Raw genomic sequence first — 20,966 nt, 5'->3', positions numbered from 1 at the left:
ACCCGGCAGGGCGAAGTAAAGAACCCGCGTTCGCCAACTTCATTCCGTATGCGGGGCCGAGCCTCCGGCGGAGGAGGACAACGAGCCTCCTCCGAAAGCCGCCTCCCGCGGGTGCGGTCCGGGGCCGGCTCTACCCAAACCGTGACCACCCACGTACGAGTACCGACATCACCACGTTCAACTCGTCGTGGGTGCGGTTCGCCATGCGGTTCGCCGTGCGGTTCCCTACGCGAAGTACGGGTCCGGCGGCACAGCGAACATCGGCGGGTTGTGCGCCGCCGCCGTGCCGCCCGACACGACATACGGGTCCGGCGGCACGGCGAACATCGGCGGGTTGTGCGTCGTCGTGCGGGCCGTCGAGTTGTTGTTGCTTCCGGCCGCGTGTGCTGCCGGGACTCCGAGCACGGTGAGGGCCAGGACGCCTGACAGGGCGGCGGTGATCGCGCGTATTCGCATGACTCTCCCAGAGATAGGTCCGCGAGCGTCCAGACTTGCCGGGTCGCTCGGGGCGTGGTTGCGTGAGGGGCAGGCGAAATGCTCTCCGGCGCTGGTGCACACGGTCCCTCGCCGCTCGTCACCAAAGTTCCGGCACACGCCTTGCATCGTTCTTGCGTGGCCCGTGCGTTGCGCGCCCCCCGCCCCGCGCAGCCTCGGGCGGACCCGGCGGTGCGAAGTGGTTGCGGATTCCGCCGGGCGCCCATTCGTCGGTGACGGCGGAAGTCCGGGCCGGCGGGAGGTTCCCGGCCTCCGGCGGGCCGGCCGAGGTGCTAGTCGGTCGCAAGTCCACCGCAAGGGGGCGGAGGAGAGTTGGCGTCGGGGGTTCGTCCACCGGAACGGGGCCCGGCCGAAGCCCGGAACGACGCAGGCGACGTCCGGCTCTTCCGCGGACAGGGCATGACCGTCGCGGCCACCGAGGCCGTCTCACTGCGGGAATTCCTCGTGGAAGGAGGACGGCGTCTGCCGCAGTGTCTCTTCGCCAGGGCGGCGCGGTTGATCGACCCACCGTGGGACAGCGCGGTCGGCGCAGACCTGCACTATCTCAAGGGGGAGGGACCGCGCGGCGCGAGGGTCCGTCTCGTGAACGGCTACGTGGCCAGGTCCATCACGCCGCGGAGAGGTACGCGAAGCCGGCGTACGCATTCCCCGGCGTCGCCAATTCGATGGCGCCGTCGAAGAATCTCTTCTCTCCAGGTGTCGTCCCCCGTGTTCTGTGGACGGGACGCCGGCGTCCTTCGCCGGCTCGCAAGTTACGCTTTCAAGGGGGTCCGGGATCATGAAATCCTTTCTACGCGCCGGTATCGGTGGCCTTTTTCTCCTCATCTCGTTGGCAGTCGCCGGGTACAGTTTGTATCAACTGACACGCATCGGTAGTTGTTCGTCGGGTGGTGGGGTTTACGTGTCGAAGCGTGAATGCCCTGCGGAAAGCACTCGATGGGCGTTCGCGCTGCCGATATCTTCAATCACGGGAATGCTGAGCGCCTTTCTGCTCGCGTCCGGCCTCCGGGGCGGCGCTTTCGATCCGTTCGCGCCGGACAACGGGATCGCCGGACGTCGCCCCGCCCGCCCCTACACCGTGCCGGCCGGGCGCACTGCGGGCATGTTCCGCCTCCTGCGGCCCCACCGGGCCTCTGCGGGCGAGCCTCCGGCACCGACCGGCGATCCACTCGTGCGACTCGAACGGCTGCAGGCGCTGCTGATCTCGGGTGCCCTGACGCCTGCGGAATTCGAGCGGGGCAAGGCAAGGATCCTGGGCAGGCGTTGACGGGCTCCGCCTCCCACGGCGGACCGTGGCGCCGGTACCGGCCATCGCCGGTTCGGCCCTGTCACCGTACGCCGAAAGACGGACGTCGCAATGTTGACTGCGCCCGGAATATGCCCTGCACGATCATTTCCGGATCGTGACCGGAACGCAGCAATAAGTGCCGGGGCGGGAATGCAACCACAAGCGCCGATCAGGGCATGCCCACCGAGCCGAACCGTCCGGAATTCCGGACGTTCCGGAGCGGATGCAAGTGAGCCGCAAGACCGAGAGCGAAGCATGTGCACGGAGAGCAGCTCACGTACATCCGACAGAAGGAGGACGAAAGAAATGCTGAATCCGGCGGTCGTCGGTGCCCACCGCGGCGGCGTGCTTCAGGGAGCGCCCGTTCACGGCCCGCGCGTGTGCGGCTCCCACGTGTCCGAGGGGCTCCTTGGCGGCCTCGCCGCGGCCGGACGTGTCGCATGAGCGGGCCGCAGGTCTTCCCCGCGGCCGACGGACCCGGCGCGGACCCGTGGATGGTTCCCGGGTACACGCCGTCGAGGGAGCTGGGTTCGGGCGCGAGTGGCCGGGTGATGCTCGCCCGACATGACGGGACCGGGTCGCCGGTGGCGATCAAGTTCCTCTCGGAACGGCTGCGTGGCGACGGCACGTTCCTCGCCGGGTTCCGTGCCGAGGCCAAGCTGCTGGGCACCCTTCGGTCCCCCCATGTGGTCGAGTTCTACGAGTACGTGGAGACGTCCTTCGGTGCGGCGATCGTCATGGAGCTGGTGGACGGTATTCCGCTCCGCGCGCTGCTCAAGCAGGAGGGCGCCACCGAGCCCGAGGCGGCACTCGCCGTGCTCAAGGGATCGCTGCTCGGCCTTGCCGCCGCCCATGCGGTGGGGGTGGTGCACCGCGACTACAAGCCCGACAACGTCCTGATCGCCGCCGACGGGACGTCCAAGCTGGTCGACTTCGGCATCGCGGTGCCCAGTGGGGAAGCCGGGGAATCGGCCGGTACCCCCATGTACATGGCGCCCGAGCAGTGGACCGGCCGGCCGGCGAGTCCCGCGACGGATGTGTACGCGGCGACCGCCACGTTCTTCGAGTGCCTCACCGGCGCCAAGCCGTACGCCGGCGACACCGTCAAGGAACTGGCGATGCAGCACATGGGGGCGCCCGTCCCGGACGCACTCGCCCCCGAGCGAGTGCGCCCGTTGATCCGCAGCGGTCTCGCCAAGACGCCCGGGAAACGTCCGGCAACCGCTGCGGACTTCGTAGCCGAACTCGAAGCCGTGGCGACAGCCGCCTACGGCGAGGACTGGGAGGAACGGGGGCAGCGCAAACTCGCCGCACTGGCGGCCCTGCTACCCCTGCTGTTCCCCTGGGCGAACCCCGGCGGCGCCTCGGGCATCACCGCGCTGGCCACCACCGACCTCGGCCCCGGCTCAAGCGTCACCCCCAGCCCCGGGCGCGGCCTGGAACGGGGCAAACGCAGTCGTCCGCCGCTGAGCCGCAAAGGAAAGGCTTTGGCCGGGGCGGCCGCCGGCACGCTGCTGCTCGGTGGGTTCGCCATGACCGCGGTGGCCGTGGGCAGCGATCACCCGGTGAACCAACCGGTGGCGATGTCCGGCCCCTCGACGTCCGGTTCCCCGTCCGGTTCCCCATCCGGCAGTGCTTCCGCGAGCACAGCCGCGAGCGACGAGCCGTCGGCGACCGGAGCACCCGGTGTGTCCGCTTCGGCTCAGGAGGCGACTGACGAGCCGTCAGCCCAGGGCGAGGCGCCGCCGGGCACGGACGGCCCCGCGGGCCCGAACGACCTCCCCGGTGGTTCGTCGAGTGGCGGGGGAGGCGGCGACTCGTCCGGTTCCGGCTCCACCGGGGGAGGCATCTCGGGCGGGCCGTCGGGCGGATCGGGCGGACCGTCGGGCGGATCGTCCGGCGGGGGCACCAGCACCTCGGGGGGAACGAGCGGCGGGGGCACCAGCACCTCGGGGGGAACGAGCGGCGGCAGTACCTCGGGCGGGGGAACCACCGTGCCGCCCACGACCCCGGCGCCGGGACTCCATGTCGTCTCCGTGAAGATCGACGCGAGCGGTCCGCTGGGCTCCGGGTGCGTCCTGGTGGCTTCCGTGACCGTACTGACCGACGGGGCCGCCGACGGAACGCTCAACCTGACCTGGTTCACCGGTTCCTCCGCCAGGGCGGTCGGCACGGTGGTCGCCACCGACGCGGTCGCCCTTCCCAAGGGGCGCACACAGGTCCCCGGCAGGTACACCCACAGGTTCATCACCCCGGAACGCTCGCCCTACCTCGGTGTCAAGGTCTCGACCAGCCCCGCCGCCGATTCCGGCAACGGTGCCTTCGTGACCGTCTCGGCGCCCTCCGGCTGCAACCCGCCCCGCTGAGAGTCCGGGGATCCACGCCGTACGAAGGAGAGGGTGCCGGATGACGACACCTCAGGAAACGCCTCAGGACAGCCCCGAGGAAAGCACCGTGCGACTTCCGCACGCGGACGAGGTCGGCACCGTACGACTGACGCCCGCTGCCCTGGCCGCCACGTCCCACGCTCCGGTACCGGTCTCACCTGGGGCAACGGTGCGCCTTCCGCACGCGGACGAGGTCGGCACCGTACGACTGACGCCCGCTGCCCTGGCCGCCCCACCCCACGCTCCGGTACCGGTCTCACCTGGGGCAACGGTGCGCCTTCCGCACGCGGACGAGGTCGGCACCGTACGACTGACGCCCGCTGCCCTCGCCGCCCCACCCCACGCTCCGGTACCCGTCGTACCGGGGTCGGAGGAGGCGCCCCGCTTCGGCCCCGGAGTGCCCACCCTGACGGACACCGCCGACGGCCGGATGGCGAGCGTCTGGCACGGCACCGCGTCCCGGGCCCCGAGGCCGCAGGACCTCCCACGCCGACGTCGACCGCGCAGGGGCGTCCTCGGCGGCTGGCTGTTGCCGGCGGTCGTACTGATCGCGGTGGTGGCCTACCTCGCCTGGCAGCGGTACGCACCCGCGCCAGCGCTCGCCGTGACCGGAGCCACCGTCCACACCGATGCCGCAGGTCCGGCCTGCGACGGCACCGCCGCGGTCGTCGGCACCCTGCACACCAACGGCCGTGAAGGCACGGTGAACTACCGCTGGAAGCGCAGCGACGGCACGGTTTCCGGCATTCTCCGGCAGCGGGTCGCCCAGGACGCGCACCGGACGGACGTCGTCCTGCGCTGGACCTTCGAGGGTCACGGGACCGTGCAGGCGACCGCCACCCTGGAGATCCTGTCGCCCGACCCGACAGACGCGTCGGCCACCTTCACCTACGCCTGCCCATGAGGTCGCCGATCGACCGGAGGAGGCCGGCGGCCTCGCAGCGCTCAGCGATGGGGTACGCCTGGCGCAAGGCGGCCTCGGCCTCCCGGGAGGGGCCGTGAACCGCCAGGGAGTACAGGGCACGGGCATGTTCGAGACGGGCGGGTCCGGGGGCGAGCAGCGTCACCGCCTCCCGGAGTTCGGGCACCCCGTGGGCACCGCGCAGCTCGCCCAGCATTCGCAAGGACCGACCCACCATGCTCGGCGCGCCCCAGCGGCGGGCCAGCGCGAGTTGCTCCCCGGCAAGGGTCTCCGCCTCGGCCCGTTCGCCGACACCCGCCAGCGCCTGGACGCGCAGCGGCGCCCACGGCCGCCAGGCGTGGTTGACCACGGACGGCCGCAGCTGCCGGACGGCGTCCAAGCCGGCGAGCGCTTCGTCATGACGCCCTTCCGCGATGAGCACCCTGGCCTGCGTCTCCCTGGTGAGGAGGTCGCCCTCGGTATCCCCGGCCAAGGCGCGCATGCGATCCACGCACGCGCGGGCACCTGCGGTGTCGCCCAGATCCAGCAGAACTCCCGTCAGGATGTCCCAGCCTCGCGAGGCACCGGGTGCGAGGCCCCAGGTCTGGTGCTGCTCCACGGAGATCGTGAGGGACTTCAGCGCCCCTCGGAGATCTCCCTGGTCCCACTGTGTGAAACCCCGCCACATGTGGGTCGAGAGGACGGAGAACAGCGAGCCGCGCTCGTCGGCGCGGGCCAGTGCCGCGCCCCACAGCTCTCCGACCTCCTCGTCCGCCAGGTGCAGGACGACGGCGGCGGCGTACCAGAGCAGCTCTTCCCCGGCATCCAGCAGTACCCGGTCGGCGACGGCGGAGCGGGCGAGCGCTACGGCCCCGCTGCGTTCACTCCCGTCCTGGGCCGCTTCCCAGGACAGGTAGGCGGCGAGCATCCGGGCGCCGGACCCGCCGCCGTCGACGACGCGGTCCTGCGGGCTGCGCCACGGCTGCCGGTCCAGGCCGTGCATGTAGGCGCTCATCCGCTCCAGTGCCAGCAGGCCCTGCCGTTCGTCCTTCAGTTCGGCGGGCAGCCGGGCCGCGGCACGCTGGGCGAACTCGGTCGCCTGACCCTGCCTGCCGGCGAAGACCAGGATCCGGGAGAGGAGCAGCGCCGCAGCGGCCCGGCGCGGCGGGTCGGTCAGCGTCTCGTAGGCCTGACGCAGGTGTTCCACGGCGGCGGGGCCGTTGCCGAGGGTCTCGGCGCGGCCGAGTTCGAGGAGTACCTCGGGCTGTCGGGCGGGACTGGGCGGCTCCCGCAGAGCGCGGGTGAGGTAGGTGGCGGCGGCGTCGGCGGCACCGCGGCCCGCGGCTTCCCGGGCGGCTGTGCACAGCATGTCGACGACCCAGGGGTCGCCGCGGTGCGGGGTGAGCAGCAGGTGGGCCGCCGTCTGCTCGGGGGGTGAGGCTGTGGCGTGCAGGATGCGGGCGGCCCGCTCGTGCCGCAGTTGTCTTTCGCCGGGCGGCAGGTCCCGGTAGACGGCGTCTCCCACGAGGGGGTGAACGAAGCCGAACGGGTAGTGGTCGCGGATGATTTCGGCGCGGACCAAGGGCGCGATGGCGTCCGCCGCCTCGTTCTCGGACACGTCCATGACGGCGGCGACGTCGGGCAGTGTCGCGCCGTCGCCGAGGACGGCGACCGTCTGGGCCGCGGCCGTCGCGTCGGCGGGCAGTCGGGCGAGGCGGCTGAGGACGAGCTGGGAGACGGCCCTGGACCCTACGGAGATGACGGTGCCGGCCTCGGCGGCCTCGGGCCGGATGCCGCGTGACTGGAGCGCCCGTACCAACTGGCGCAGGAGCAGGGGGTTGCCGGACGTGGCCCGATGGCAGGCGTTGGCGAACGTCGCGTCGGGAGGCTCGCCCAGCGCGTCGCGGACCACATCGGCGACGCCCGCCGGCGTGAGCGGAGTGGGATGGATCCGCAGGGCGGCGGCGTTGTCGGCGAGTTCGGCCAACAGCTCCCCGTCGTGGTGCGGTTCGCCGGTACGCAGGGTTACGGCGATGAGGATGGGGAGTCCTTCGAGGCGGCCCGCGAGATGGGCCAGAAAGCGGAGCGAGCCGGTGTCGCACCACTGCAGGTCGTCGATGGCCAGGAGGAGGGGGCGTTCGGCGGCGAGCCTGAGGGTCAGCTGGTGGAGGCCGTTCAGGACCGCGTAGCTGTCGGGATGGTGGCCGTGGTCGGCTGCGTCGGGGTCGAAGACCGCGGTGGACGCGGCGGCGGCTCCGGTCATCAGTTCGCCGCCGCGTCTGACGACCAGGCGTTCGAGGAGTTGGCGCACGGCACCGTAGCCGTAGTCCTTCTCCCGCTGGCTGCCGCGTGCGGTCAGCGTCAGCACCTCGTGTTCGGCGGCCAGCCGGCGAACCTCGGCGAGCAGGCGGCTCTTGCCGATACCGGCCGGGCCCTCCACGAGGACCAGGCCGGCCCTGCCCTTCAGCGCACCGGCCAGGCAGTCGCCCAGTTCGGTCAACTGCCGGTCCCGGTCCACCAGGACATCCGCGCCCTGGGAAGCCGATCGGGCTGCGGCCGGCCGTATTCGCGTCCCCACCGGGGCCGCAGCCGGTGCCTCTCGGTGTGCGAATCCGGGAGCCGCAGGCCGGTCGAGCGCGGGCGATTGGGCGAGAACGTCCGCTTCGAGGGTGCGCAGCGCGAGGCCGGGATCGGTCCCGAGTTCCTCGGCAAGGACCTGTCTGGCGCGCCGCAACGCGCTGAGCGCGTCGCCCTGCCGGTGCGAGCGATAGAGGGCGAGGGCGAGCAGACGCCAGCGTTCCTCGCGTAGATGGTCCTGTGCGATCAGTGCCTCGATCTCCGGCACGAGGACCGCGTCCTCACCACGTTCGAGACGTGCGGCGAGCAGCCGCTCACGAGCCACCTCGCGCAACTCCGCCAGCCGTGCCGTTTCCCCCCGGGCCCACAGCTCCGCCGAGTACTCGGCGAACGCCGGTCCTCGCCACAGTGCCAGTCCGCCCTCGAGAACCGCCACCGCCTCGGCCGGGTCGGTGATCGTGGCGGCATGCCGCAGTGACTGTTCGAAGCGCCACGCGTCGACTGCTTCGTCCGGTATCCGCAAGACGTAGCCGGAGCCCTCGCTGACGATGAAGCCGCTGCGGGACCTGGCCTCCCGTCCGGGTTCGAGCCGGCGTCGCAGATGCGAGACGTACGCGTGCAGCGCGCCTTGCGCCCTCGGTGGCGGCGACCCGCCCCACACCCCGTCGACCAGCCGGTCACTGGTGATGATCCCGCCCCGGGCCACCAGCAGGAGGGCCAGCACCGCGCGCTGCCGAAGCCCTCCCAGATCCACGACCTGGTCCTGGAACGTGGCTCTCACCTCGCCCAACACGCTGATCTGCAGCCCGTCTCGCATCATCGCCCCCTGTCGTGATCCACACATGGTGACACGCCACAGGAGCCAACGGCTGCGACCGTTTCGAGCACGGGGCAGCGAGCTGCCGGAGGTCGTTCCCTCCCGGTGTCCACCGCCGAAACGCGCTGTTCGGCAGGAGGTGTCGGATCGCGCCGGAATGCGGTGTTCTCGCCGGTGCGGCGGCGGACCGTGGGGCTCGGGGTCAGGGCGATACGGATGACGGCTTCGGAGCGGCCGGGCAGATCCTCGGCGTCACGGGCGGAGACATTCGATGATGCGCGGTGTCGGCAACTGCGGCGGGGCGGCCGCCCCGCCGACGGCGCCCTGCATCGGTGGATGGCAAGACGGCCGTTGCGGCCGGCTGCTAATCGAGGTTGACGACGTCTTCGACCGACTGAACCGCGGAGGTGGTGGCGTCGCCGGCGAACGCGAACCGGTAGGAGCCGTTGGCGGACACCTCGACCGTGGTGTTGAGGACGCCCCCCGAACCGGTCGTCACCGTCTTGAGAGTGACGAAGCCGGTGCTCCCCGTCTTGTGGAACTGGAGCTTCACAGGCTGGTTTGCATAGCCCGCGTCCGTGCCGGTCTCCCAGTTTGCGCGGGTGAGCCTGCCGGAGACGTTGATCGTCTGGCCTACGTGCGCCGGCTCGGGAGCGGCGTCGGCCGACAGCTTCGCCTGCCTCAGCACCTGGACGGTGGAGTACTGGTACGAGTAGCCCAACTGATGGTTGTTGCCCCACACGAAGGTCGCCACCTTCCACGTTCCGGCGAGGGAGTTGCTGTACAGCGCCTTGTCGGTGCCCGGGGCCGGGGTGATGTCGATCGTCGATGTGCAGTGCCCCAAGGCGCCGGGGGAGAAGCACACGCCCAGGTTCGGATCCGAGAGGGTGGCGTCCCGGTGCGTGTAGTCGGTGGCGCCGTGCCAGAGGGAGACGATCCCGGCGCCGATCCCGGAGTCGTTGGTACCGAGCACGGCGGCGCTGACGGTCTTCGTGGCGGTGCCGACCACGATGGGCTGACCATTGTTGACCGTGACGGCCATGATCGTCGTGGGGCTGAGGGGACCGGCGTGCGCCGGCGCGACGCCGAAGGCGCAAACGGTCAGAGTTCCCGACAGGGCAGCGGTGAAAGCGCGGACGCGCATGATTCTCCAAAGGATGATCGACCCGCTCCGGGTGCCGAGCAGGACCCGGTGGATCTGGGACGGGTGCCGCCGAGGACGGACAACGCCCATCCCCCACCAGCGCGTTCGCAGACGGTGGGGCGCGGTCCTCGGCTCACGCAACAAGCATCCGCTGCCCGTCTTGCGGCTCGATTGCGCCGGCCCGCATGCCGGCGGTCGTGGTCCGGGCGGCTACGTGTCGGATCGCAGGCCGGTCACCGGTCCGAGACGGTCGCCCTGCCGCCGTGGATCCGGAACGCACCGCGGTGCAACGGGCGCTTCAAGCCGGTTCAAGCGGCCTGCAAGTTGCCCGGCGCTTTCGGAGGACCCAACGCCGACCCCTCGAACCTGCGGCCGTACCGGGAGGGGGCGGTGGCCGGCGCGATGTCGCAGGGGCCACGAGCAGGAGCAGGAGGGTTGTCACGGCGGGCGGTCGAGTGATGTGCCCGCGTTCCCCCGAGAGCACGAGGTCTGTCCTGTCGGGAGCAGCCGGTCGGCGAACCGGCACGCTGCCGGTGGAACACTCCGCAACCCGTGTGTCGGAGCCGACTTCCCCACCGGCGGGCATGGCACCCACATCGAACCTGGGCACCGACGCCGACTGTCGCTCCCCGGCATGTCGTCCGCGTCGGTGCCTTCGTCACGCGTTGGAGTCGGTGACGAGGTTGCGCAGGGCGGCGGACAGGTCCGCCAAGTCCGTGGCGGAGCCGTCGTCGAACAGGACGGTCGGTTCGGCGGGACGCTCGGTCATCCCGAGGATGGGGTCCGACAGGCCCGTGTCCGCGAACGGCGTGAGTACATCGTCCGCGGTGCCCGTTACACAGCCGATGAGCGCCTGGAGCGGTGCTTCCGGTGAGGCGGGCGGGTCACCCCAGGACGCGGTGAACAGTTGTCGGGCGTCGTCGACGGAGATCCCGTTCCAATCGAACCCGTTCGTGGCGTGCACGGTGGCCCAGATGTTGTTGAGGTCCGACCCGAACCCCGCGAGTGCGTCCTGCGTGGATGCGCACGCGTTCGCATTCCGGCGGACCGCGTCCGCCTGGGTGTCCGCGGCATTCGTGTCCCCCGCGCCGACCGCGCCCTCATGGCGCTCCATCGCCGTGAGCAGCGCCCACAATTGATCCGAGAGAACGAGGACGTGCGCGCCCGCGCGGTGCAGCGACCGCACGGGCTCGTCGGCGGGCAGCGCACTCTCGTCGACTTCCGCCGCACTGATCCACACCTGGTCGAAGTCGTCGCGCGACGGATCGTTGGCCACCGACTGCCGGTAGCTCGCCAGCAGCCGGAACAGCCCGGCGCCCACCGCGAACGCCCCGGCCTGCGGCCCCAGCCCGAGCAGTCCCAGGCCCCCGGCGATGACGGTGCATTCCGCGGACAGATTCTGGTCCACGTTCGCCATGCGGGCGTTGAGGTTCTTGATCCGCTGCTTCTCGTCCACTGATACATCCGGCATCGGCCGTCTCCGTCCAACGGTTTCCACGTGGTGGGTCGGCGTCCGAAAAGGCGGAGCCGCGTAATGCCCGGTTACCGCTGTCGCGTCGACCTAACGTGCCATTCGGATGATGCCGCCGCCGACCGCGGCCCGATCTCGTCATGTGATGCAGGCTGCGGACGCTCACGGCGGTCGACCCGGCCACGGGTCCCACGGGTCCCACAGGTCCCATGGGTCAGGGAATCCTCCGCGGCACCCGACGATGCAGCCTCACGCCGGCTGAGGGCCGAGAGCCTCACTCGCGCGAGCGTGCCCCGCAGGCCCGATGCCGCCCCCCGCGCGTGCCGGTGCCCGCGCGAGCGACCGGCCGGTGTGCCGGGGCCTATCCGGATCGCAGCTCCACCGCGTCCGCGTAGACCGGGCTTTCCTCGGTGGGGCCGAACTCGTCGAGGGCGAAGTCGGAGCGCATGACGGCCCTTTCGACGACGAGCAGACGCAGGGGCTGGTCCGGGAGCGGGCTGGGGAGGGGGATTTCGGCGGAGTAGGTGGGGGACAGGCTGGTGTCGTCGTCGGCGGAGAGTTCGGTGACGGTCTCGTCGAGGTCGAGCCAACCCAGGACGGGGTCGGGGACGGCGGGGTCGCGCAGTTGGAGGCCGGCTCGCACGGTGGGCGGGCTGTTGTCGTCGTGGTAGGTCGGCCCGGTGAGTTGCACGGTCAGCGGGTCGGTGCCGGTGACGGTGAGGGTGCGCTCGGGCAGCAGCCGCAGGGTGTCGGCGAGGACGATCGGGGACAGTTGGCAACCTTCCAGGGAGCGCTGTTGCAGGCGGGCGAACGCGGGCCGCAGGAAGGGGAGGTAGCCGTCCCCGGTGTCGACGTCGATGTCGCAGAACCAGCGGCCGGACGGTCCGTCGAAGGTGGGCTCGAACCCGGCCGCGGTGACGGTGAATCCGTCGAAGACCTCGGGCAGTGCCACGTCCGAAGTGATTTGTGCGCCGGGGAAGTTGCTCGCGGACGGGAGGAACACCGGTGCGGAGGCGCGGATCGGGTCGCGTCCCATCAGGGTGATGAACGGGTGCGCCTGGGGCGGCTGTTCGTCCCCTTCCACGCCCAACACCACGGCGAGCAGCTCGCCGTCCCCCGACGAGTACCAGGGCCGCGACAGATAGACCCGAAAGCCGCCGCCGCGCCGCCGTCTGACCAGGCCGTCCGGCAGGCTTCCGGAGGTCTCGAACCCGAGGGTGAGGAAGGTGCCCGACACGTGCGGCGCCGCAGGTTTGGCGCTGCTGCGCACGGTGTGCGTGACGGGATCGCCGTGCACGCTCAGCAGTTCCCGGTCGGTGTCCTGGGCGAACTCCGGCGGGAAACAGTCGCCGAACCGGGAGGTCGCCACGGGGGTGAAGGTCACCTCGCGGTGCTTGGTGTCGCCGAACTCGCACTTGGCCGGCACCGGTGTCGCCGCCGGCTGGTCCGGCGGCACCGAGAAGGCGAGCTCCTCGGCCACCGCGGTGTCGAACGTCAGGGTGTCACCGTCGAGGGTGCTCGGTGAGTTCTCGGTCGCGACCGGGTCGAGCGGGACGGCGGCGGCGAGCGGCAGCCGGAAGACCGGGGCGGTGACGTCGAGGACGCTCGGGCCCGGCATGGTGAGGTCGTCCACGTTCTCGCTCCACGAAGCGATCATGTCGATGCGTTCGGTACTCGCCGCGCTCAGCTCCAGCGAGCCGACCAGATGTTCGCCGGTCGCCCCGAGCGGTCGGTCGGACTCGTCGAGCAGCGTCAACACCGGTGCGGTCAGGGGACGTTGCACGGCGTGTACGAGCGTCACCTCGTGCCACGGGGTCAACATCCAGTGCCGGTTGGCCCGGGCGGCGACCATCACGCTCTCGAATCGATCGGGCTCCAGCGCGTCCCGGCACCACTTGAGCATGCCCATCGTCTTCTCGTTGACCTTGACCCGCGAGCACACCCGCACGGTGGCCACCGTCGCCTTCGGCAGGAGCACGGTCAGCACCCGGGTCGACGGGTCGAAGACGGGTGCCCCGCTGCCCTCCCGGATGCACAGGCGCAACGATTGCGGGGCATGCCAGGCCGCTCCGTTCCAGGGCACCTCGAACGCCTGACGCTCCGGCATGCCCGGGAGCTCGTGGAAGACCACACCATCGGCGAGCGGGTCGGGCAGATACGGCAGTTCGACCGTCTCGCCCGTGCACAACACGTAGTGGCCCGATGCCCCGTCCGGGGTCGCCGACGGATAGGTCACGGACGCCATGCCGGGCAGTGAGGCGTCGTCGAGCGAGCCGCTCTCCCGCGACGCGATCCGGTACAGCCGCCGGCGGGCGTCGGCGTCGCCCGCGCCGATCGCCTCGTCGAGCCTGCCGTGCCGCTCGACGCATTCCAGCGACGCCTTGGGCGCGACCACGTGCCGCTCGTCGACCTCGTGATACGGCTCATGGGTCCCGCCGGAGACCAACGGCGAGGCGTTGAACGTCTCGGCGTACTGCGCCGGGGAAAGATCGGCGGTACTGCGAATCACCAGGCGGTGTGCCGAGGTTCCCTCGGTGAACGCGACACGCGGCAACAGCAGCGGCGCGGGGACCGCCTCGAACCTGCGGAAGACCGGTCCGCCCGAGGCGGGCAGCACCAGGACGTCCTGATCGAGGAGTCCGTCGGCCTCCTCCAGGGTCGGCCCGTTGCCCGCCAAGTCCACGGTGCGCACCCGGACCCGGTAGGAGTTCCCGAACCTCAGGCGCGGCAGCGAGCCCGGCCGCACCCGGCTCTCGATCTCCAACGGCAGTGTCGTGGCCGCCGCGTTGGGGACGCGCTCGGGGCCGTCCCCGTTCGCCACGGCCTTGCCCGGGTGCGGTGCGGACAACGCCCACCCGTCCCAGGTGATCATGTGTTCGTGCACGTGTACGCGCGGCCCGGCGCCCGGCGCGGCGGTGGGCGTGGCCAGGCTGAGCTGGAAGAATCCTTCGTCGGACGCGGTGTCCAGGTGGTCGCCGGGGCTGCCCGCCCGATCGTAGGTGACTTCGCGCTCGTGCAGCGAGAACCACTGCTGCCGACGCTCGTCGAAGACGTCCAGGCGGTGTCCGCGCACGAGGTCCTCGGCGGTGAGCACCACCGTGGCGTCCCCGGCGAGCGTGTCCTGCCGCTCGGCGGCCCGCTGGAAGGTGTCGTGCACGTGCTGGGTGCGGTCGTCGAGCACGAGTGTGAGCCCCTTGGTGCGTACCGTCGGCGGCGCGGCCTCGGCCTCATCGTCCGTGCCGGTCGCCACGGCGGCGGCCAGCAACTTGAGGGTGACGCCGTCGATGTCGGCCTGCTCGATGGCGTACTGGTCCTCCGGCAGGGCCAGGAGTCCGCGCGCCGGCGGCCCGAACGCGTCGGCGCCCTCCGCGGCGGCGCAGAATCCCTGGCCCGGGGCCAGGGCGTAGCGCGTCGCGGCGGCGTGATCGTGCGACGCGTCCGGCCCGAGCAGCGGTTCCCAGCCGGGTACGAGGAAGACGGTCAGTTCGCCGCTCGCGGCCGGCAACTGCCCGACCGGCGTGACGAAGTCCAGTACCAGCCCCAGGCGTCGCAGCAGCGTGGGGTGGTCGCCGAGCGAGGACATCAATTGGTGGAAGTCGACGCGCGGTACCTCCGGTGAGGGCGCGATGTGCGGGCCACCGTCCGCGAGCAGGCCGGGGACCTGCGGCTGCGGTTCGTGGAAGGCGAGGAACGCCTCCCGGGGGCTCAGGTCCGGCCGGACCAGTTCGCCCGGTTGCTCGACGTTCAGCCGGTCGGCGGCGGCGAGTTGCGTGACGATGTTCTCGCGCATGCCCAGCATGGTGCTCGGCATGTCGGCGGCGGCGGCAAACCCGGCCAGGCTGCTCATGTGTCGGCTCGGAGGCATGCTGTCGGGTGACTCGGCCGCGGTGTCCGCGAACGACCGGCGTGTCGTGTCGGCGAGTTCGCGGGCCGGGTAGGTCACCATGGTGTTCTGCCGGTGGTCGTCGAACTCGAACTGCTCCACCGGGGTGTCGGCGGGGAAGAACAGTTGCCACAACGCGGAATCGGGCGGCGGCCCGGTGCGCGTGAGCGGTACGAGCGGAGTCTCGCCGTCGGGGGTGCCGGACGCGTCCGCCAGGGCGAGGGCGAACGTGGCGTCGGTCACCCGCGCCGGCCAGTCCAGGAAGTCCGGGAACGCCGCGAGCGTGCCGGGCCCGTCACTCGCCAGCCGAGGTCCCACGAACACGGACAGGCGGGCCTGCGTGCCGTCGGAGGACAGACCGGCCGGCAGGACGATCCACTGGATGTGTTGGGTGGTCGTCATGGGCCTGCCTTCCTGGCGGGGTCACCCGGGGGTGCGGTTCGGATCGAGTGGGCGCGGCGGATCGGTCCGGCCGCGGCGCGGGTTCACGGGGTCGGGGCGAAGGCCAGGCAGTACTCGTCCCAGTCGTCGGGATCCACGCAGTCCGCGAACGACGGGTCGCCGGCGGATCCGGCGAAGCGGCGCTCCAGCGACAGGCTCACGGATTTGCTGAAGAACGCCACGCGGACGCTCACGGTGACGCTGCCCTGGCCGACCACTTCGCAGATCCCGTTGTTCTTGTGGTAGGCGAGGGCCAGGTAGAACTCGACCGTGACGCTGACGATGCCCAATACGGACAGGTAGCCGCCGCAGCGCAGGTATCCGGTGAGCGCGACCGCGTCGCCGGTCATCTGGAACGCGATCCCCGCCATCAGGTGCACGCCGCCGCTGGCCACGCCGAGGTCGAGCGAGGCGTTGCCGCCGAATTCCAGGGAACCCTCGATCTGTTCGATGCCGCGGGTGCTCACTTCGAGAGCGAAGAAGCCGCCGCCGCCGAACAGCGACACGCTGATGTTGAACGGGTTCTGCCGTTCGCAGACGGCGAACCGGAACCGCGCCGGTCGATCGTCGAAGGGGATGGTCAGGCGTGCGGACAGGGCGACGTTGCTCAGGTTGAACAGGCCCAGGGAGAGCGTCGGCAGGGTCAGCGAATAGCCGGCGGTGACGCCGGAGGTGGTCACGTCGACGAACGCGCCGGTGCCGAACACGTTCGCGGGCAGCGCCTCGCGGAGCCGGTTGACGAATTCGAGGTCGTTCCTGAACGTGAGCGCGACGCCCGCGGCGGTGACGTCCGGCTTGTTGCCCGGGCGCGCGGTGAACGTCAGGCGTTCGAAGTCGACGCGCACGATGTCGGCGAACTCGAAGGCGAAGCGCCTGAGTTCGCCGCGCACCGCGGACTTGCTCAGGGCGTCCGGCGAACGCACGGTGGTCGCCTCCAGGACGAGCGCCGCGTCGCCCAGATCCAGCAGCGGCAGGTCGTTCCTCAGCCGGGGTTTCCATACGTACCGTAGTTCGGAGCCGGACCCGTCGGGCAGATTTCCGATCCGCATGAGCGGCACCGGCAGCAGTTCCTGGGAGACACCGTCGAGCCGGCGGCGGATCTCGTCCTCGCCGAGGTCGCGCAACTCCGCGACGGAGGTCGCCGGGACGTCCGCGAGCAGGGCGGCCAGATCGATGGGCCCCAGCAGTTTCGTGCCGCCGAAGATCCGCGTCAACGCGGCGGCGTCGACTCCCACCGCGTCGCCCGCCGCGCCGAGGAACTGTGGTGCGAGCAGCCCCGCGCGGGTGGTGACGGCCTGCACGGCCATGCTGGGTTTGGCCAGACCGCCCGCCTTCTCGGCGGACAGGTTCATCGGCAGCGCGTCGACCAGTTGCAGGAACGCGCCGGTGGGCTGGCCGTCCAGGCCCTGTTCGAGGTAGGCGTCGTGCAGCCGCACGGCGGTTTCGGTGGCCAGACCGGTGAGTTGCTCGACTGCGGGCACCCGCGCCACCGCGTCGACCATGGCGGGCAGCGCCCGGGCCGGGTGCCCGGACGCCGGTGTCAGGGCGAAGCGCGCCGAGGTTACGGGCATGCCGGTGCTGCCGTCGGCGCTCGGGTTCTCGGCCAGGGCGACCGTCTGTCCGCCCAGCCCCAGGTTCGCGCGGTCGGCGGTGGCCGGGTCGTTGTAGACCTGCGCCATCCGGTCCAGGGCATCGACGGAGGCGAACACGAGCGGCATGTCCATGCTCACGTGCCGGTCCTCGGCATCGGTCGCGGTGGCGTGGAACGGGAACGGCACGCCGCCGACGGTCACCCAGAACGCGCCCTCCCCCGGATCGATCGCCGGCGTGACCAGGTCGGTGAGCCGGATCGACCGGAACGGCAGTTGCCGTCCCTCGTGCCGGTCGTAGCCGGCCTCCGCACCGTAGGTGACCTCGGCTTGGTCCACCACGATGTGCGCCTCCTTGCGCAGGTAGGCGACCGAGGTGAGGTCGCCCGGGTCGTCGTAGGACCGCTTGGTGGTCTCCACGAGGGACGCCCGGTGACCGCTGCTGAGGAAGCCCTGGCGCACGGTGTGTACGAACTCGTCGCGTCCGAGCGAGGAGATCTGCTCGTAGCCGGCCAGACTCAGCCCGAGGAACTCCGGCGCCTTGGGCCAGGAGCCGCTGATGTGCACCGTCGCGCCCAGCGGCGTGAGCATGAACGGGTCGGCCAGCAGGGGCCGGCGCAGCGAAGTCCCGTCCACGTCGACGAACGCGTCGAGGCTGGAGCGGACGAGCAACTCGCCGGGCATGAAACGGCCCAGCGGCATGCCGGTGCGCTCGGGGCGTCGGGACGGCGTGGAGAACGCCTTCAGGTGCGCCGGCCCGCCGTTGTCGCCGTGCAGTTCGACGTGCCACAGTTCGGCCCGCCCGTCGAGCGTGACCGGTTCGGTCAGTGGCTCCGACCACGCGAACGGCGAACCGTCGTGGTCGTGGCCCAGCAGCACGCGGGTGGGGAACTCGATGGCGGTACGTGGGAGTCCGCCGATCACGGTCGCTTGGTTCGGGTCGTCCAGCGGCTGGTTGGCCGGGGCGATCGACGGGGTCAACCGGTTCCAGTCCAGCAGTGCGTCGATGGTCAGGTCGATGCCGTCCTCCCCGTCCGGGAGCAGGAACACCAACGTGCTCGGTGCCGCCGCGAAGGCGGCCACGGTCTCCGGGAACTGCCCGTTGGACAGCACGCTTTCGTTCACGTGCTGGGAGGGCAGCCGCACCAGCAGCAACGCCGGTGCGTCGGGGTCCTCGCGAACCAGCCGTGCCCCCTCGCGTTCGAGGTTGACCACCTCGACGTCCAGGACGAGCATGTCCTCGATGCGCAGGATGCTGAACGGGTCGGCAGTCATGACTGCCCGCCTTCCGATCGACCGGCCGGGGACGCACCTCGCCGCTCGTCGGCCGCCGCGGCGCGCGTGACCTCTCTCCAGCCTGACAAACCCGCCCCCCACACGCATCTTGTGAGCCGGCCGCGCGCGCCCGGATGCCGCCGCGTCCACCGTGGCGTTCAGGAACCTTCTCGGTCGACGAGCGACGGGGGACCTGCTCATGGCGTCACGACGAGCGAGCGGGGCAGGCCGTTCCGGCGTCGGGGGAGAAGCCGCACGGCTCGGTGGAAGGCGTGTGGACAACGCCGCCGGGGCGCGCAGCGGTGACCGCCGGGCCGGGTCCCGGTCGGCGCGGCCGAGGTGACGTGTGCGCCTGCGGGCCCGGCGTCCGGGGAGGGCGCGCCCGCGGGGTCGGACGCCGATCGGGATCTCCGGGACGGGTCGTTCGTCGCCGACTCGGCGCAGGACCGGGGGATCGGCGCGGCGGTGACCGAGCCGATGCCGGCCAGGATCACGCCGATCCACAGCACCGTCCCTCGGATCCACCGGTTGGTCCATGGTGCGTGGGCCGACGACGGCGGAGGCCGACGCCCCGGACGATGTCGTCGGCCGCCTCCGCCGCGTCGTGCCCCCGGCGGAGCCGCTCGGATTCCCGGTCGAGGGCACGTGGCAGGCGGACTCGGGGAGTTGGGGTCAGAAGGGGCCGATCCGTGGGCGATTCGCGTGCAGGGTGGCGTAGGGAAGCCGGTTCCCGTCCTGTGCGGGAGCCGGGTCGTGGAAGCAGAAGAGGTCGCGCGCGGGCAGGGCTCCGGTGCTCAGGAAGTCGTGCGCTCGGGTGACCGCGCAGGACGGCGCCTCGGGGTCGTAGGCGCCGTGGTTTCCGCCGTCCACGGTGATCATGCGCGCCCGCTTGCCCAGGGCGGAGCGCATGCTCAGCGCACCCGGATAGGGCGTGGCCGGATCCCGGGTGGTCTGGAGCAGGAGGATGTCGGTCGTGCCGCGGTCGGTGATCCGCACCGCCGGCTCGACCGGGTCCGGCCAGAACGCGCATGGCCAGATGTTGGTACCCATGCCGCCCAGGATCGGGAACAGGGCCCGGTTGACCGTGACTTCGCGCCGGTAGTGGGCGATGTCGCGCGGGGCGCGGCTGTCTCCACAGGTCACCGCGAGCAGTACGGCCGTGTCGTTGTCCCGGGGGATACCGGGCGTGCTCGGCCACTCGCCCCACTGGGGAGGCGGCCCGGTGCCGGCGAGGAACCGCCACCACGCGGCGACTTCCGGGAACTGGAGGGTGTGGTAGGAGTACGCCTGATAGATGGCTCGGAAGAGGTTGCCGGTGACAAGACCCGCTCCGGGGTGTTGCACCGGGGAGCGATCGAGACGCTCGACCATGTCGAGGTAGCCACGGCGTACGGCGGCAGGTGTGGCTCCGAGGCCGAGGGTGTCGTGCCGTTCGGCCGCCCAGGCGGCGAAGTCCCCGAACCGCGTGTCGAATCCGTGGTCCCAGGACGCCCATCGTTCGTGCCACGTGACGTTGGGGTCGACGTTGGCGTCGAGGACGATCCGGTCGGTGCGGTCGGGGAAGAGTTCGGCGTACACCGCTCCCAGGTAGCTGCCGTAGGAAGCGCTGAGGTAGGAGAGCTTGCGTTCGCCGAGGGCGATCCGGATCCGGTCCATGTCTCGCGCGGTGTTGGCCGTGGTCACGTGTGGCAGCAGCGCGCCGCCGTTGGCGAGACAGTCTCGCGCCAGCTCACGGGCGAAGTCCACGTTGTCCGCGATCGATCCGTCCGGGGCCGGGAACGGGAAGAGGCGCTCATTGGTGATTTGGGTGGTGCGTCCACACGTGATCGGCGTGCTGTGGCCGAGACCGCGCGGGTCGAAGCCGATCAGGTCGAAGCGGTCCAGGACGTCCCGCGGATAGAGGCCGACCGACGTGCTCGGCCGGTTCAGGCTCGCCGCGCCGGGGCCGCCCGCGTTGTGCAGCAGGATGCCGCGGCGCAGTCCCGGCTTGGCCGTGGCCAGTCGGGACACCGCGATCTCGATGGTCCGGCCGGCCGGGGCGCGGTAGTCCATCGGTACGCGCAGCGTCGTGCATCGTAGTCGCGGGTCGACGGGCGCGCCGTTGGGATCGGGCGGACAGGTCGTCCAGGTGAGCGTCGGCGGTCGTGCAGGGGCGGCCTCGGCCGGGATGGCGGCGGTCAGCGTGGCCGTGAGCGCGATTACCACAACCCCGCGGATGGCATCGCCTAATCGTCTTGTCATAGGTCTAGACCATAGAGAAGGATGGAGCGCCGCGTTACCCCCGAAGTGAAGCCGGTACGAGGGCACTCGGCCGGCCGACTCCGTTGCGCCCGCGTCCACGGGCATCCGGGTCGGCCCGTCGACCTCGATCGAAAATGAAGCCACGGCGCGGGATCCGGGCACACGCCGAACAGGCCCACTCTCCCGTCGACGCCGCGCCCGCATCCCGACCTGGGGCGGACGGCGGGATCCCGGCCACTGGCGCGCGGTGCCCCGCACGTTCCGCGACGGCCGCACCGAGACCTGGTGGGCCGCCGACGCGACGCTGGGCTGGTGGGGCCGGACGGAACGACCCGATTGGTGGCAACCGCCGACCCGGCGATGCCGCCGGCCAGGGCCATCTGGAGTCTCGCCACCAACCTGCCCCGCCCGGGCGGGGCGCGGGTTCACCGAACGGGAGCCGACGAACGCTCCGGCG

At 71.3% G+C, this 20,966-nt stretch carries 10 protein-coding genes; 3 read left to right on the top strand and 7 right to left on the bottom strand.

The genetic code is table 11. The features are described 5' to 3' along the window. Positions 1 to 225: 225 nt before the first annotated feature. Complete coding sequence (locus tag ACFXMF_RS19770) at positions 226 to 456, bottom strand: hypothetical protein (RefSeq protein ID WP_379990352.1); 231 nt, start codon at positions 454 to 456, stop codon at positions 226 to 228. Positions 457 to 1,273: 817 nt separating this feature from the next. On the opposite strand from ACFXMF_RS19770, the gene ACFXMF_RS19765 reads away from it, so the two are divergent. From ACFXMF_RS19765 to ACFXMF_RS19755, 3 genes are all read left to right on the top strand, one after another. Next, entirely contained in the window at positions 1,274 to 1,762 is a 489-nt protein-coding gene (locus ACFXMF_RS19765; RefSeq protein WP_379990351.1) for an SHOCT domain-containing protein, read from the top strand. A gap of 461 nt (positions 1,763 to 2,223) precedes the next feature. After that, positions 2,224 to 4,149, top strand: a complete 1,926-nt coding sequence (locus tag ACFXMF_RS19760) for a serine/threonine-protein kinase (RefSeq protein WP_379990350.1) — start codon at positions 2,224 to 2,226, stop codon at positions 4,147 to 4,149. Between the two features lie 40 nt (positions 4,150 to 4,189). Continuing rightward, positions 4,190 to 5,074, top strand: a complete 885-nt coding sequence (locus tag ACFXMF_RS19755) for a hypothetical protein (RefSeq protein WP_379990349.1) — start codon at positions 4,190 to 4,192, stop codon at positions 5,072 to 5,074. On the opposite strand, the gene ACFXMF_RS19750 is transcribed toward ACFXMF_RS19755, so the two are convergent. The 6 genes from ACFXMF_RS19750 to ACFXMF_RS19725 all read right to left on the bottom strand — a co-directional run bounded on the left by ACFXMF_RS19750 (position 5,055) and on the right by ACFXMF_RS19725 (position 20,509). Further along, positions 5,055 to 8,468 (bottom strand): BTAD domain-containing putative transcriptional regulator, encoded by a 3,414-nt coding sequence (locus ACFXMF_RS19750; RefSeq protein WP_379990348.1) that lies wholly within the window; start codon positions 8,466 to 8,468, stop codon positions 5,055 to 5,057. The two genes, ACFXMF_RS19755 and ACFXMF_RS19750, sit on opposite strands and share 20 nt — an antisense overlap. 361 nt (positions 8,469 to 8,829) lie before the next feature. Beyond that, positions 8,830 to 9,609, bottom strand: a complete 780-nt coding sequence (locus ACFXMF_RS19745) for a calcium-binding protein (RefSeq protein WP_379990347.1) — start codon at positions 9,607 to 9,609, stop codon at positions 8,830 to 8,832. A gap of 658 nt (positions 9,610 to 10,267) precedes the next feature. Continuing rightward, positions 10,268 to 11,080: a hypothetical protein gene (locus ACFXMF_RS19740; RefSeq protein ID WP_360315344.1), complete on the bottom strand. Its 813-nt coding sequence runs from the start codon at positions 11,078 to 11,080 to the stop codon at positions 10,268 to 10,270. A 361-nt stretch (positions 11,081 to 11,441) separates the two neighbouring features. Then, the gene (locus tag ACFXMF_RS19735) at positions 11,442 to 15,365 is read right to left on the bottom strand and encodes a hypothetical protein (RefSeq protein WP_379990346.1); all 3,924 of its coding nucleotides are present in this window, start codon (positions 15,363 to 15,365) and stop codon (positions 11,442 to 11,444) included. 83 nt (positions 15,366 to 15,448) lie between these two features. Next, the gene (locus ACFXMF_RS19730; protein ID WP_379990345.1) at positions 15,449 to 18,268 is read right to left on the bottom strand and encodes a hypothetical protein; all 2,820 of its coding nucleotides are present in this window, start codon (positions 18,266 to 18,268) and stop codon (positions 15,449 to 15,451) included. A 672-nt stretch (positions 18,269 to 18,940) separates the two neighbouring features. Continuing rightward, positions 18,941 to 20,509: an alpha/beta hydrolase gene (locus ACFXMF_RS19725; RefSeq protein WP_379990344.1), complete on the bottom strand. Its 1,569-nt coding sequence runs from the start codon at positions 20,507 to 20,509 to the stop codon at positions 18,941 to 18,943. Positions 20,510 to 20,966: the final 457 nt, after the last annotated feature.

Source organism: Embleya sp. NPDC059213, assembly GCF_042754445.1.
GTDB lineage: Bacteria > Actinomycetota > Actinomycetes > Streptomycetales > Streptomycetaceae > Embleya.
Note: the sequence above shows the minus strand (reverse complement) of the source record. Positions and strands in the feature narration are given on the sequence as shown.

What these genes read in the sequence shown, in the direction of transcription:
- ACFXMF_RS19770 (WP_379990352.1), bottom strand. Translation starts at nt 456, where the DNA reads ATGCGAATACGCGCGATCACCGCCGCCCTGTCAGGCGTCCTGGCCCTC.
- ACFXMF_RS19765 (WP_379990351.1), top strand. Translation starts at nt 1,274, where the DNA reads ATGAAATCCTTTCTACGCGCCGGTATCGGTGGCCTTTTTCTCCTCATC.
- ACFXMF_RS19760 (WP_379990350.1), top strand. Translation starts at nt 2,224, where the DNA reads ATGAGCGGGCCGCAGGTCTTCCCCGCGGCCGACGGACCCGGCGCGGAC.
- ACFXMF_RS19755 (WP_379990349.1), top strand. Translation starts at nt 4,190, where the DNA reads ATGACGACACCTCAGGAAACGCCTCAGGACAGCCCCGAGGAAAGCACC.
- ACFXMF_RS19750 (WP_379990348.1), bottom strand. Translation starts at nt 8,468, where the DNA reads ATGATGCGAGACGGGCTGCAGATCAGCGTGTTGGGCGAGGTGAGAGCC.
- ACFXMF_RS19745 (WP_379990347.1), bottom strand. Translation starts at nt 9,609, where the DNA reads ATGCGCGTCCGCGCTTTCACCGCTGCCCTGTCGGGAACTCTGACCGTT.
- ACFXMF_RS19740 (WP_360315344.1), bottom strand. Translation starts at nt 11,080, where the DNA reads ATGCCGGATGTATCAGTGGACGAGAAGCAGCGGATCAAGAACCTCAAC.
- ACFXMF_RS19735 (WP_379990346.1), bottom strand. Translation starts at nt 15,365, where the DNA reads ATGACGACCACCCAACACATCCAGTGGATCGTCCTGCCGGCCGGTCTG.
- ACFXMF_RS19730 (WP_379990345.1), bottom strand. Translation starts at nt 18,268, where the DNA reads ATGACTGCCGACCCGTTCAGCATCCTGCGCATCGAGGACATGCTCGTC.
- ACFXMF_RS19725 (WP_379990344.1), bottom strand. Translation starts at nt 20,509, where the DNA reads ATGACAAGACGATTAGGCGATGCCATCCGCGGGGTTGTGGTAATCGCG.